Source organism: Steroidobacter sp. (genome assembly GCF_036406195.1).
GTDB lineage: Bacteria > Pseudomonadota > Gammaproteobacteria > Steroidobacterales > Steroidobacteraceae > Steroidobacter.
On record NZ_DASWVW010000027.1, the window covers coordinates 77,571 to 89,953 of the forward strand.

Genomic DNA, 12,383 nt, shown 5'->3' on the forward strand with positions numbered 1-12,383 from the left:
ACCGCATGGGCTGCAACTCACAACGCGTCGCGACCCATGCTCCGGTCGCCTCTACAGGGATATACCCGTTCTCTCGGCGCACCCCGGCCGATCGATGGACGACAGCGGCAAGCAGGTCTCCTGGCTGGTGGCTGAAGTCCTCGCATCTCCTTCCCGGTGGACCCATGCCTTGGGTGCCGCCAGTGGTTATGGACGCGGGGCGAACCACTTACAGTTGCGGGGGCAGCCCGGGCTTCACACCCGAGTTCCCTTTGAATCCCCTCGAGGGGAACTTGTCGCGCGCCGGGAGAATGCGGTCCGCGGGAACGGCCGTCAAGTACTGTACGAAATCTTATGGCTGAGATGAGCTTGCCTTGACGCTCGGTTACCGCCCGCTGCGTTTCTTCAGCGCCGTGCCTTCAACCAATGATCCAGCGACCAGACACCCGGACCGTAGAACGCGAGCACCAGCAGGATGAAACCCCACAGATAGTGCTGGCCGATGGCCGCCGCGAAGCCTGGTTGGTAGAGCACGTGCGCATACGAAATCACCGCGAGCACATTGACGGCCTGCAGGCCGAGCGCGCTGATGCGGCCGAACAGGCCGAGAATGAGCAGAGCCGGGAACACCAACTCGCCCGTCGTGCCGGCGATCGCCGCGAGCTGCGGCGTCAGCAGCGGCACGCGATATTCATATTCGAACAACGCAACGGTTTGCTCCCAATCGGAGAGCTTTAGATAACCGGATTTGAGGAACACCCAACTCACATACACGCGCGAGGCCAGCGCAAAGGGCGCTTGGAGCGGGTCCAGCAGGCGTCCCAACAGGCTTTTCGGGTCCATCAAGGCGTCGCTCAGCATGGTCGCTCCACGGTATGTCGGGTTGATGTTGGTGGATAATGGACCGGTCTCGCAGCTGGCTTATTACCGCTCCCGCTTCGGCTTGCATGTAATGCGATGCCGTGCGGGCCGGTCTTCTGCGCAAGATGCTGTTCGCGGCATCGATGACGATCCGTTTCAAGAGCCCGGCCTGCAGGGGCGAACGTCCTCGGGGCCACAACAATCTGCGCCTGCACGGGCGCGAGAAAAGGAGACCGACATGAACACCCAGAAAACCGCTCGGGCCGCCATGGCCGCTGCTGCTGCATTGCTTTTCACCAGCGTGGCCGCTCCCGTCGCCAGTGCGGCGGACGAAGCCAAAGTGAAATGCGAAGGTGTCAATGCATGCAAAGGTCATTCGGCCTGTGCCACCGCCAGCAATGCGTGCTCGGGGCAGAATGCGTGCAAGGGCCAGGGATATCTGCTGCTGACCAAGGCCGAGTGCGATGCGGCCAAGGCCAAGATGAAGAAGTGAGCTGAGGTGATTCGGGTGCCGGCGAGCTTTGGCTCGCCGGCACCGTCGTTCAGAAAGTCGTTGTTAGAACCGCAACGGGCTGATTCTAATATTCGAGCGCGGCCAACATTGTCTGGGCCACCGAGTCCACGGGCGCGCCTTCTCCCAGCACTACGATCACGCCGCGCGGCGCGGGCACGATCACGCCTTGCACCCCGTCTTCATTGATTCGTTCGCGCTGCTGCGTCGGGGCGTCCGTCACGACCAGGACCGTCACCGGACCCTGCTCGGTCTGCACGACGAAGTGCGGAATCTGCTGTCCGCGAAACTGACAGCTCTGCGCATAGGAGACATGCGCTGAGCCGGGCTTCAGGCGCAGGCGAGCGGCCGCGAGGATTTTTTCCAAACGCGCGTCCTCGACGCTTTCCGATGTGCGGACCATCGAAGCCTGTTCGTGCCTCATGTGAGTGATGGCTTCCTGCGCGAAGCTTTCGCGAGGTGAAATCAGCCACAGGGCCATGGCGCTGACGAGAACGGCAACGAGCACGCTTGCGGCCATGCGCCAGACGCGGGTGGCGCCGCCCGGCGCCGGTGACAGCACTTGATCGGCGCTCTTCTCGGTGGGCGCGTCGATGGCCAATGCGCGATAGATCAAACGATCCATCGCCTGCAATTGTTCGCGATAGTGTGCGCAGTCCGGGCACTGCTCGATGTGCGCCAGCACTTCGGGGTTGGTCGAGTTGGGCTCGGCGCCAATGATCGCGTGCAACTGTTCGCAGTTCATGGCTGTGAACCTGCCGAGCCGAGCAACTGCTGACGCAAGACCTGTCGCGCGCGAAACAAACGAGTCAGCACGGCGGCGACGCTGATGTCGAGGTGTCGCGCGATCTCTTCGGTGGAATAACCCATCAATACTTGCAGCACCAGCGGTTCGCGATGTATGACTTCGAGCTTCAGGATGGCGCGGCGCATCTCCTCCACTTCGTGGCGGTCGTTGGTGGCCAGGGCCTCGGGCTCGGCTTCGTTGGCGACGTCGATGTCTACCATGGGCAATCTCTTGCGCTCGAACACCCGGGCCAGCTCGCGGCGGGCGATGGTCAGCAGCCAGGGACGCGCGGCTTTGTCGTCGCCGAGCGAATCCAGTGACCGCCAAGCCCGCAACAACGTCTCCTGCACCACGTCCTCCGCCAATGCCCGATCCCGGCACAACCAGTACACGAACCGGAACACATCGGCCCGCAACGGCATGCACAGCGCCTCGAAGCGGCCGCGCTCGCGAGGACTGTTCTGGTTCATTCGAAGTAGACCGGGGACAGGCAGGGTTTATTACGCAGCGCGGCGATTCTTTGGCCGCTTGCGGACCTCATGAAAGGTCGAACTTTGCGTGCTCGCCCCAATGCGGGTTCCAGTCCCAGCGTTGCTGCTCGCTCAGTCCGAGCGCCAGGCAGCGGAGGACGCGAAGAGGGCCGCCGTGCGCAACGATGGCGCAGCGGGCAACCGGCGCGGGGAGCGTCGTTCGATACCAGCTCGCGACTCGGGTCCATAAGGCTCGTTCGGTTTCTCCGCCCGGCGGCGCCAGGTTCCAGGTGTCGGCCGCCCATGGGTCGCTATGTTCTCTCGGAATCCGCGCCCACGGCAATTGCTCCCATTGCCCGAAGTCCAGCTCCTGGAGCGCGGGCGCCAGTATCAGCTGACAGCCATCGCGGTCGGTCAGCGCGAGTGCCAGCTGCAGGCAGCGTTGCGCCGGGCTGGAGTACACCAGGTCGAATGTCGGCAGTTGTGCCACCGCCGCTTGAATATCCAGTGGCGCGCTTGGTGCCAGCGGGACATCGGTGCGCCCGTAACACACGCCACTTGCTATCGCCGGCGCTGTGTGGCGGATCAGAACGAGTTCCACGATGCCAGCACGGCCAGGTAGAAAGTGATCTCGGTGAGTTGCTGCGTGGCGCCCAGCGTGTCGCCTGTAAAGCCGCCGAGCCGGCGCATGAACCAGCGCGCCAAGACAAACAACACGACCAATGCGCAAAGGAATCCCGCGACTGCATGTATACCGCACCAATACAGCGGTGCGATTCCGACGATTACAGCAAAGATGAATTCCCCGCGACCCATCGGCTGAGCAACAGCGCGTGCTCGCGACAGTTCCGGTTTGCTTACGTGACTTCCCGCGAACAGCAAAGTCATGGCGCAGGCTCGTGAGAAGGCGTGACCCGCAATCAGCACGACCAGAGCGAACATCACGGGCAAAGCGCTCAATGCCGCGATCTTGATCATCAACGTGAGCACCAGCGCAGCGACACCGAACGTGCCGATGCGTGAGTCCTTCATGATCTCCAATGCGCGCTCGCGCGTGGCGCCGCCGCCCAGGCCATCGAACGTATCGGCCAAACCGTCTTCGTGGAACGCGCCGGTGATAAACACCGTTGCTGCCGTACTGAGAATGATCGGCAGCACTCCAGGCAGAACCAGACTCGTTGCCCACAGCACGAGCGCGCCAATGCCGCCGACGAGCAGGCCCACCGCCGTGAAGTAGCGAGCCGTGCCGTTCAGGTGCTCCGCCGAGTGTCCGACCCATGAAGGCAAGGGCACGCGCGTGAAGTACTGAACGGCCATGAGCAGCAGGCGCAGCTCTGCGAGCATGCGAGATGGACGCGCGCTGTAGGCGTCGCTGCTCATGAGGTTCGGTCGTCCACTCCGGCAGCTTCGAAGCTCGCCATTTCGGTCATCAAGCGCGCGGTGGCGTCGATGATGGGCCAGGCCATGGCGGCGCCGGTTCCTTCACCCAAGCGCATTCCGAGGTCCAGCAGAGGCTTCACGTCCAGGTGCGCCAGCAACTTCCTGTGGGCATATTCCGCGGAACAGTGACTGAAGATGCAGCGATTGCGCACGCGCGGGTCGATCTCGATGGCCAGCAAGGCTGCAACGCTGACGGCGAAGCCGTCGATCACCGCGATGCATTTCTCATCGGCGGTGGCGAGCAGCGCACCGGTGATCATGGCGAGCTCGAAACCACCGAATTCCGTCATCGTGTCGATCGGGCCGAGCTTTTCGGGCCGGCGCGCGGCAGCGGCAGCGAGGCGGTCGCGTTTGCGAGCGAGCCCAATGTCATCGAGCCCGGTGCCGCGACCGACACAATCCTCCAAAGACCAGCCGGTCCGCCGATGCAACAACATGGAAGCGCAGGCGGTGTTGCCGATGCCCATCTCGCCGAACAGCAACGCATTGGAACCTTGGCGCAAAGCTTCTTGCGCCAACGCACGTCCGGTGCCGAGTGCTTGTGTGCATTGCTCCGACGTCATCGCAGGTTCAGTACGGAAATTGCGCGTGCTCCGGGCAACTGCGCGGGCCACAAGCGACGGATGCTCGCCGATGTCGTTGGCCACTCCGGCGTCGACGACGCGCAGTGTGATGCCATGTTGGCGTGCCAGCACATTGATGGCAGCGCCGCCGCTCAAGTAGTTCAGCAGCATCTGTGCCGTGACGGATTGCGGAAAGGCGCTTACGCCGTCGGTGGCGATGCCATGATCGGCGGCGAATACAAACATTTGCGGAGCCTGGAATTTCGGCGTATCGGTGTCGAGCGCCAGCCCGATACGAATGGCCAGGGTTTCGAGCGCGCCGAGCGATCCCTGCGGCTTGGTGCGCGTATCCAGTCGGCGTTGCAGGTCGGCGTTGGTTATCATGAGTCCGATGAAACGATGGGAGTGGGCATGGTTCGGAACGAAATCGAGTCAGGTGAGCGAGCTGCGCCCGGGCGGCGGCTGATCATCGGCGGTGCCCGTTCGGGGAAAACCGCTCATGCGATCGCGTCAGCCAAATCGTTGTCCGCGCAGCGCGGCGCCAATGTTACCTATGTCGCCACCGCGCAGGCGCTCGACGAGGAGATGCAACATCGCATCTCGTTGCATCGCGCCGAGCGGCCAGCGGCATGGCGAACCTTAGAAGCACCGACCGGTCTTGCGCAAGCGCTGCGCGATCGGCGTGAGTCGGACATCCTGGTCATCGACTGCATGACACTCTGGCTGTCCAATGCATTACTCGCTGATTTTCGCGAGGATGATTCGACCGCGCCGCTGCCGGCGTGGCAGTCGGAGCGGGACGAATTTCTGCAATGGCTCCAGGCCGCTGGGGGTGATGTGCTGCTGATTTCGAACGAAGTCGGCGCGGGCATCGTGCCCTCGTCGCCGCTGGCGCGCCGCTTTCAGGACGAGCAGGGGCGGCTCAATCAGATGCTCGCCGCCGCGTGCCACGAAGTGACATTGGTGGTTGCCGGAATTGCCTTGCCCATCAAGAGCATTGGCGCGGCGTAATCGGCGAAATAAGCATTTTCTTGCGCACTGTGTGCCGCGAACGACGAGTGATGGGAACCGGGTGCAATGCCCGGAGGTCCGAAGACCGCCAGCTGATGCTGGTCGGTCAGTAGCCAGGGGCGAGGTGAAGGGCGGTGCCGATGCCAGTACACTGTCGGCCCTGCTTCCGTGACCGGTCACACGTGCCTTCATGAATTCGCCATTCCTAGCCACCGCTCTCGAAGCCGCCCGTGCGGCCGCCGACGTCATTCGTCACTACTACCAGCGCAACCTGCAGGTCACGATCAAGGCGGACAAGTCGCCGGTGACCGAGGCCGATGTGGAAACGGAGAAGGTGATCCACGGCGTCATCAGCTCGAAGTTCCCCTCGCACGGCTTTTATGGCGAGGAGACGGGCCAGAGCGCGATGGACGCCGAGTATCTGTGGCTGGTCGATCCCATCGACGGCACCAAGGCATTCGTGCGCGAGTATCCGATGTTCTCCACGCAGATTGCGCTGATGCATCGTGGTCAGCTCATCGTCGGTGTGTCATCGGCGCCGGTGTACGGCGAGCTGGCCTGGGCGGAAGTCGGCAAGGGTGCCTGGCTCAACGACCGGCCCATCAAGGTCAGTGACATCGATAGCGTCGAGAACGGCGCGATCTCCGCGGGCAATCTGAAGACACTGGCGAGCGGCCCACGCTGGGAGCGCTTCGGCAAGCTGGTCGCACGCGCGCATCGCATTCGTGGCTACGGCGATTTTTTGCACTATCACTTGCTCGCGGCAGGCAAGATCGATGTGGTCATCGAGTCGGATGTGAACATTCTGGATATCGCGGCCTGCTCGGTCATCGTCACGGCAGCCGGCGGCAAATTCACCGATCTCGAAGGCAGGGCGCTCACGCTGGAGACGACTTCGGTCCTTGCCACCAACGGCAAACTGCACCCCACGGTGCTCGGCGCATTGGCCTAGCGGCTACTCTTGGGCCCAGCCGATTTCGGCAGCGGTCAGCGGCCCGACCACGACGTGGCGCAGCGACTCCGGTATGTCCGATTTCGTGCTGGAGATGGGAATGCGCCCGCCCATCAACTCGGCATGAGTTTGCGGCAGCAGCGGTTGCTGGGTCGGGTCGGCATAGCCGTGGGGATTCAGTGGCTGGTTGGTGCGCGGGTCGTATTTATCGGTCGCGCCCAGCGTATGTAACAACTCGTGCGCGGTGACCACGTCGTTGGAGCCGACCATCGAGCGGTCGGCAAACACGTTCACGACTGCATACAAACCCTTCTGCATGCCGACCGAGTGCGACAGCGTCGGCGTCAGTTCGGGGTCGTGATACACGAGAAACAGTCTGATATCCGGTGCCGCGCCAGGCAGCTCGGGTGATTGCCACGCCCAATAACGCATGCGCAGGCTCCACCAAATGGCGCTCAACACATTCGCGTCGGGGTCCAGCGCTGGCGGCAACTCGCGCAACTGTGGCGCCGACCTGAAGCTGACCGGCTGCTCCAATTTGATGCCCCAATGGTTGGCCTCCGCGGCGAGGAACTCTTCCAGGTGTTTGAAACGATCGGAGGAGAGCTGGCTGATGAACCGTTCAGCCTGTTCGCTGCCATCGCCATTGATGGGATAGACGGTGACTCGCAAAGGGATGTTCCAGTCCGTCGCGTACACGCGATCGAAATACGTGTTCAAGGCGACGAACAGCAGGATCAGCAACAGGACGAGGATGCGGAGATTGCGCCACATACCGCGACCTTACCTGCGGCTGCCAGTCATCCAACAGGCGCGACGTCTCAGTTCACGGTAAATGCGCGCTTGATCCACTCGATCCGGGCGTCCCGTTCAGGTGAGGTTGTGATCGCGACCACGTCGAAGCGCGCAGGGTAACGTCGGAGGTCGGCGCGTTTCATGAGCAGATGCTCGCCGGCGAGGATCAAACGGCGCTGCTTTCGCCAATCCACCGAGGCCGCCGCTCCGCCGTAATCCTGGCTGGCGCGGCAGCGAACTTCAACGAGCACCAGCGTTGGACCGTCCAGCATCACCAGGTCGATCTCGCCCATCTTGCAGCGATAGTTGCGGGCGATGATCTTGAGACCGGCGGCTTGGAGATGCTGTAGGGCCAACTCCTCGCCGAGCAGGCCGATGGACTTGCGTTCGCGATCATCCATGATCGCCTCCAATGTGGATCGAGTTACTGCACGGCGGCCGTCGCTGCCGTTCCCAAGGGCAGGGCGCGGCCGCCGGAGACTTTGGCCCAATCCAGCTCGCGCTTGATGTGGCCGTTCTGATCCACCGAGAGCAGGCCGGTCATGCCGGGAATGGCATGAGCGGTGCCGAATTGGCCGGCTTTGAGCAGCGGTACGATGCGGCAGGCATCGAAGCCGAAAGCATACAAACGACCTCGGCCGCGGGCGCGAACCGGCCAGTAGCGTGTCAGCGTGCCACGCAGCTGGCTCGACGCCGCGTCGGGCGAAATGACCCAGGGCATGTCCGGGAAGATCACGCCCTCGAGATCGTTGTTGGCTCGGGCATCCGGCTCGAAGATGTCCGACGTCGCATAGACAGGAAGATCCTCGGTCAGATGGAAGCGCAAGGCCGGCCGCAGCGAACGGCCCTGCACGGGCTGCGCGCCGACGAAAATGAACTGCGCATCGCCGCGCCGACGCGGCTCGAACTCGAAGCGCGTTCCCAATGCCGCCGCCAATGCGTTGGCTCGCGCGCGACTCTCGTTGATCAACAGCAACTCGGTGATGGGCGGTGAGTAATCCCGCGCCGAGGGATCATAGAACCTCATGCCGGCGATCTGGCCGCCCAGCGTCTTCAGCTCCGTGTCGAACGCACGAAATACGCGCTGGCCCCACTCGTTGTTGGGCAATAGCACCAGGCCACGCATGCGCCCATCGGCAATCATGCGTTGCGCCACCTGACGTGCTTCCTCTTCCGGATCGAGCGAGAACTGAAACATCATCGAGGGCGACTGAATGTTTTCTGCGGTCTGGTTGAGCGCGAGCGTGAGCACCGATGCCTCGCCGGACGTCGCAATCGCGGTCACTTCATCCTTGGTGAGAGGACCGACGATGAATTGCGCGCCATCGGCGACCGCTCGGCGATAAGCGGTGGTCGCGCCGATCTCGGCCGAATCATAAACATTCAACAAAGGTCGACGGCTCGCTTCCTGCTGCAACAGCGCCGCGAGGAAGCCATCGCGCACCGCCATGCCGGCCGCTTGCTGGCGTCCCGACAGCGGCAGGATCAGCGCGATCTGCGTCGGATAGTCCAGCCCCACGTTCAGCTGCGGCAGGATGTCTTCGGAAAGCAGCGAATTCGCCGGATGATTTGGATAGCGATTGCGCCACTGAGCGATGTCTTCATTCGCGGAGAAGGGATTGCGCGCGGTTCCCAGCGCTGCACGGCCCAGGTCGAGCCAGCCCGTCAGCGTCTGTCCAGCTCCCGCGGGCGCGGTGAAATCGGCATTACCGGCCGCGGCCTTCTGCAGGCCCTGCCAGATCATTCTGCGATTGGCGCGAATGGCTTCCTGCGTGTTCAGCGTGCGCTCCCGCTCGAGCGCGGTGCCCACAGCGGCGGCCGGGCGATTCAACGCGAACAACGAGCGCGCGCGAACGTCCAGAACATCCGATGACAGCTCGCCAGGAATCGGCTGCGGGATGCGATCGAGCTCCGCAATCGCTCGATCGCCGCGGCCAGCGCGCAGCGCCAGCTCCGCCGCCACGAGTGATCGCAAGCCGAAATCGGCCCGAGGCAGCGACGCGCTGACTTGATTCAGGAGGGTCGTCGCCCGCGCGGTATCATCGGCACGGACATATTCCCGCGCCGCGCGCAGGAGAAAGCGATCACGCAATTCACCCGGCGATCCTGCCGCCAGGGCTTCATACGTCTGAGCCGCGCCGCGATAGTCGCCTTTACGAGACAATGCCTCGGCCTGGTCGACTTGCCGGTCGGCGACGGCGGCTGGAGGCTCCACGACGGTCGGGATGCTGCATGCGGTGACGGCAATCGCCAGTATCATGGAGGCGATCCACGTCGTCGCGAATCGAACCGTCTTTGTGCCATTCATTCCACTGCCACCTCTCGGCCACCTTTGGGCATGCGCCGCACCGTCATTATAGAAGTTATGCAAAGAAGTAGGGCCCGGGAATGAGCGCGGAATCCGCGGTAGTGCCCGGCACTCTGTACGTCCTTGCCACGCCGATTGGCAACCTTGGGGACCTCAGCGCTCGGGCTCGTGAGGTGCTGTCTCGCGTTCAGCTGATCGCAGCCGAAGATACGCGGCACACCCGTCAATTGTTGCAAGCGTTCGGCATCGATACAGCGCTTACTTCGTTGCACGAGCACAACGAGATGCAGAAAAGCGAGACGCTGATCACACGTTTATTGGCAGGTGACGCCATCGCGCTGGTCTCCGACGCGGGTACGCCGCTCATCAGCGACCCCGGCTTCGATCTGGTGGCGAAAGCCCGCGCGCGCGGTGTTTCGATCGCCGTTGTGCCTGGGCCGTGCGCGGCGATCGCCGCGCTGTCGATTGCGGGTCTACCCACGGATCGCTTCGTTTTCGAAGGCTTCTTGCCTGCGAAAAGCGCAGCGCGTGTCTCGCGTTTGAGAGAGCTGGCGAGCGAGCGCCGTACGATGATTTTCTACGAAGCGCCGCATCGATTGCTCGAAGTGCTGCGTGACATGGCCGCCGAGCTTGGTGCTGAACGCGCCGCTTCAGTGAGCCGCGAGCTGACCAAGCGATTCGAGACAACGTACACCGGAACGCTCGCACAGCTGTGCGAAATGGCCGAGAAAAATGCAGATATGGCGCGCGGTGAGATCGTGCTCGTTGTCAGCGGCAACACCGCCGAAGCCAGCGCGCAGTCCTTCAATGCCGACCAACTCCTGCGCGCGCTGCTGGAAGAGCTGCCGCCTTCACAGGCCGCGAAAGTGGCCGCGAAACTCACGGGAGAAAAGCGCGCCGACTTGTATGCGCGTGCCACGCAATTGAGCGGCAAGCAACGGGATTGATTGGCGCGCGCCACGAACGATTTCTGTCCGGAACTTTTCCTTGGCTTCTGTATCATTCACGATGGAGTCGGCCAGACAACCGCTGCTCTTGCTTGCAAGGGTGGAGGAAAGTCCGGGCTCCCAGGGCAAGGCGCCAGGTAACGCCTGGGGGACGTGAGTCCACGGAAAGTGCAACAGAAAGCAAACCGCCTAAGCGCGTGGCCTCGGCCGCGCGCCGGTAAGGGTGAAAGGGTGCGGTAAGAGCGCACCGCGCCGGTGGTAACACTCGGCGGCACGGCAAACCCCGCCCGGAGCAAGACCAAATAGGGGAGCGCGCGGTTCAGTCTTCGGACCGGACCGCATGTGTGGCCCACACAGACTCCCGGGTAGGTCGCTGGAGGTACGCGGCGACGCGTATCGCAGATGAATGGTTGTCCTCGACAGAACCCGGCTTATCGGCCGACTCCTTCTCCTTTTCGTGGCTTTTCCTCGGCGTGTTGTTCAGGTTTGGGGCCTCGCGGTCGGAAAGCCTCAGGCTTGGTCTCTGCCTCGGTGGCCTGCGGTAGGTGGCGTCCGCCACCGCGCTCCGGAGCCGGAATAAGAAGTAAGAAACTCCGGAATCTGAGGCGGCCTCGAAGCTGAATTGACGCTCGAATCAGAGCTTCGGGGCTCCGGGGGGAGACCTCGGCTGCCGAGCCGAACGCCGGAGGCGGAGGTCAGGGTGGGGTCCCTTCTTCCGGCAGCTTTGCGGCACAGCGACGGGGCCGCAACAGCAGGGCTCATCAGGGACGTGCGGTGAGGAGCGCAATGCGCTCCGGCCGGCGCCCGGTGCCGGAAGGAGGGACCCCACCCTGGCCTCCGCCAGCCACTGCCGCCGGCGCCGCCGCCCTCCGAAAACACCATTAAATTTTAATAAACACTATTCAGGTGCAAGCCGCCATCAAAGACCAGTTCACCGATAAAAGTACATAAATTACTGACGAACAAAGCCTCCACAATTGGCCCGATTTCACCCCCGATCCGCCGCATTCCAGAACCGCCCTTGCGCATTTTTGAGCGCTAAGGTTTTCCCTGTACTGGTTGGAAACACAGGTACCGGCAACGCGGCTGCTCGTGCAACGGCACGCAAAGAAGGTTTTCTAACCCCCTGATTTCCGTCAGACCGCTCGCGGCGATTTTCGGCCGGGGTGCCAGCTTAACGCTCTAAGTGCCTGTCGCTAAACAGGAAATGCCCCAAATTTTTTTGACCCGCGCCAGCCGCGTACCTATAGTGCAATTCGGTGGGAAAAAGTGGGAACACGTGGGTTAGTGGGGCATGTTCAGGGGCGCCAACAAGGTCACTCTCGACAGCAAGGGGCGGCTTGCCATGCCGACTCGCTATCGCGAGCGGATCGTGGAGCGCTCCAATGGCCGGCTGATCGCGACCGTCGATCGCGCCGACCGCTGCCTGCTGATTTATCCGCTGCCGGAGTGGGAAGAGATCGAGCTGAAATTGCGCCGCCTGCCGACCTTGAATCCGGTCGCGCGCAGGCTGCAGCGCCTGATGATCGGTCACGCCACCGACCTGGAGCTGGACTCCAGCGGCCGCATCCTGATTCCACCGAGCTTGCGTGAGTACGCGACGCTGACGCGTACCGCGATGCTGATCGGTCAGGGCAATCGGTTCGAGCTGTGGGACGAGGCGTTGTGGAACGACAGCCGCGAGCAGTGGCTGAAGGTCGACGAGTCCGCCGAGCAGTTGCCGCCCGAGCTCGAATCGCTGTCGTTGTAAGGCTCCGGT

Annotated in this window: 14 protein-coding genes, 1 other RNA gene and 1 riboswitch; of the genes, 6 read left to right on the top strand and 9 right to left on the bottom strand. The window is 62.9% G+C overall.

The window, feature by feature from the left end:
* Window positions 1-93: 93 nt before the first annotated feature.
* Window positions 94-291, bottom strand: a riboswitch (cobalamin riboswitch).
* Between the two features lie 93 nt (window positions 292-384).
* Complete coding sequence (locus tag VGE08_RS11945) at window positions 385-840, bottom strand: DoxX family protein (RefSeq protein WP_331068115.1); 456 nt, start codon at window positions 838-840, stop codon at window positions 385-387.
* Window positions 841-1,078: 238 nt separating this feature from the next.
* Here VGE08_RS11945 and VGE08_RS11950 point away from each other — a divergent pair, with 238 nt between their 5' ends.
* Window positions 1,079-1,333 carry a hypothetical protein gene (locus tag VGE08_RS11950; protein WP_331068116.1) on the top strand — a complete coding sequence of 85 codons (255 nt, stop codon included), beginning with the start codon at window positions 1,079-1,081 and terminating at the stop codon, window positions 1,331-1,333.
* An 85-nt stretch (window positions 1,334-1,418) separates the two neighbouring features.
* Here the strand turns inward: VGE08_RS11950 and VGE08_RS11955 are convergent, their stop codons facing one another.
* The 5 genes from VGE08_RS11955 to cobT all read right to left on the bottom strand — a co-directional run bounded on the left by VGE08_RS11955 (window position 1,419) and on the right by cobT (window position 4,995).
* Entirely contained in the window at window positions 1,419-2,096 is a 678-nt protein-coding gene (locus tag VGE08_RS11955; protein WP_331068117.1) for a DUF3379 family protein, read from the bottom strand.
* Complete coding sequence (locus VGE08_RS11960; protein ID WP_331068118.1) at window positions 2,093-2,608, bottom strand: sigma-70 family RNA polymerase sigma factor; 516 nt, start codon at window positions 2,606-2,608, stop codon at window positions 2,093-2,095. Before VGE08_RS11960 ends, VGE08_RS11955 begins: the two co-directional genes overlap by 4 nt.
* Before the next feature lie 67 nt (window positions 2,609-2,675).
* Entirely contained in the window at window positions 2,676-3,209 is a 534-nt protein-coding gene (locus VGE08_RS11965; RefSeq protein WP_331068119.1) for a histidine phosphatase family protein, read from the bottom strand.
* The gene (locus VGE08_RS11970) at window positions 3,194-3,988 is read right to left on the bottom strand and encodes an adenosylcobinamide-GDP ribazoletransferase (RefSeq protein ID WP_331068120.1); all 795 of its coding nucleotides are present in this window, start codon (window positions 3,986-3,988) and stop codon (window positions 3,194-3,196) included. Before VGE08_RS11970 ends, VGE08_RS11965 begins: the two co-directional genes overlap by 16 nt.
* On the bottom strand, window positions 3,985-4,995 hold the full coding sequence (gene cobT / locus VGE08_RS11975) for a nicotinate-nucleotide--dimethylbenzimidazole phosphoribosyltransferase (protein ID WP_331068121.1): 1,011 nt from the start codon (window positions 4,993-4,995) through the stop codon (window positions 3,985-3,987). The genes VGE08_RS11970 and cobT overlap by 4 nt, the downstream gene beginning before the upstream one ends.
* A 27-nt stretch (window positions 4,996-5,022) precedes the next feature.
* Here cobT and cobU point away from each other — a divergent pair, with 27 nt between their 5' ends.
* Window positions 5,023-5,622, top strand: a complete 600-nt coding sequence (cobU, locus tag VGE08_RS11980) for a bifunctional adenosylcobinamide kinase/adenosylcobinamide-phosphate guanylyltransferase (protein ID WP_331068122.1) — start codon at window positions 5,023-5,025, stop codon at window positions 5,620-5,622.
* 190 nt (window positions 5,623-5,812) lie between these two features.
* On the top strand, window positions 5,813-6,574 hold the full coding sequence (locus tag VGE08_RS11985) for an inositol monophosphatase family protein (RefSeq protein ID WP_331068123.1): 762 nt from the start codon (window positions 5,813-5,815) through the stop codon (window positions 6,572-6,574).
* A gap of 3 nt (window positions 6,575-6,577) precedes the next feature.
* On the opposite strand, the gene VGE08_RS11990 is transcribed toward VGE08_RS11985, so the two are convergent.
* Genes VGE08_RS11990 through VGE08_RS12000 form a run of 3 tightly spaced genes read right to left on the bottom strand, consistent with a single transcriptional unit; the run spans window position 6,578 to window position 9,677 of the window.
* Window positions 6,578-7,348 (bottom strand): hypothetical protein, encoded by a 771-nt coding sequence (locus VGE08_RS11990; protein ID WP_331068124.1) that lies wholly within the window; start codon window positions 7,346-7,348, stop codon window positions 6,578-6,580.
* 47 nt (window positions 7,349-7,395) lie between these two features.
* Window positions 7,396-7,770, bottom strand: coding sequence for a YraN family protein (locus VGE08_RS11995; protein WP_331068125.1), 375 nt, complete (start codon window positions 7,768-7,770; stop codon window positions 7,396-7,398).
* Between the two features lie 23 nt (window positions 7,771-7,793).
* Window positions 7,794-9,677: a penicillin-binding protein activator gene (locus VGE08_RS12000; protein WP_331068126.1), complete on the bottom strand. Its 1,884-nt coding sequence runs from the start codon at window positions 9,675-9,677 to the stop codon at window positions 7,794-7,796.
* Between the two features lie 80 nt (window positions 9,678-9,757).
* Here VGE08_RS12000 and rsmI point away from each other — a divergent pair, with 80 nt between their 5' ends.
* From rsmI to mraZ, 3 genes are all read left to right on the top strand, one after another.
* On the top strand, window positions 9,758-10,624 hold the full coding sequence (rsmI, locus tag VGE08_RS12005) for a 16S rRNA (cytidine(1402)-2'-O)-methyltransferase (protein ID WP_331068127.1): 867 nt from the start codon (window positions 9,758-9,760) through the stop codon (window positions 10,622-10,624).
* A gap of 63 nt (window positions 10,625-10,687) precedes the next feature.
* Window positions 10,688-11,074: RNase P RNA component class A (gene rnpB, locus VGE08_RS12010), an RNA gene on the top strand.
* Window positions 11,075-11,918: 844 nt separating this feature from the next.
* Complete coding sequence (gene mraZ / locus VGE08_RS12015) at window positions 11,919-12,374, top strand: division/cell wall cluster transcriptional repressor MraZ (protein WP_331068128.1); 456 nt, start codon at window positions 11,919-11,921, stop codon at window positions 12,372-12,374.
* Window positions 12,375-12,383: the final 9 nt, after the last annotated feature.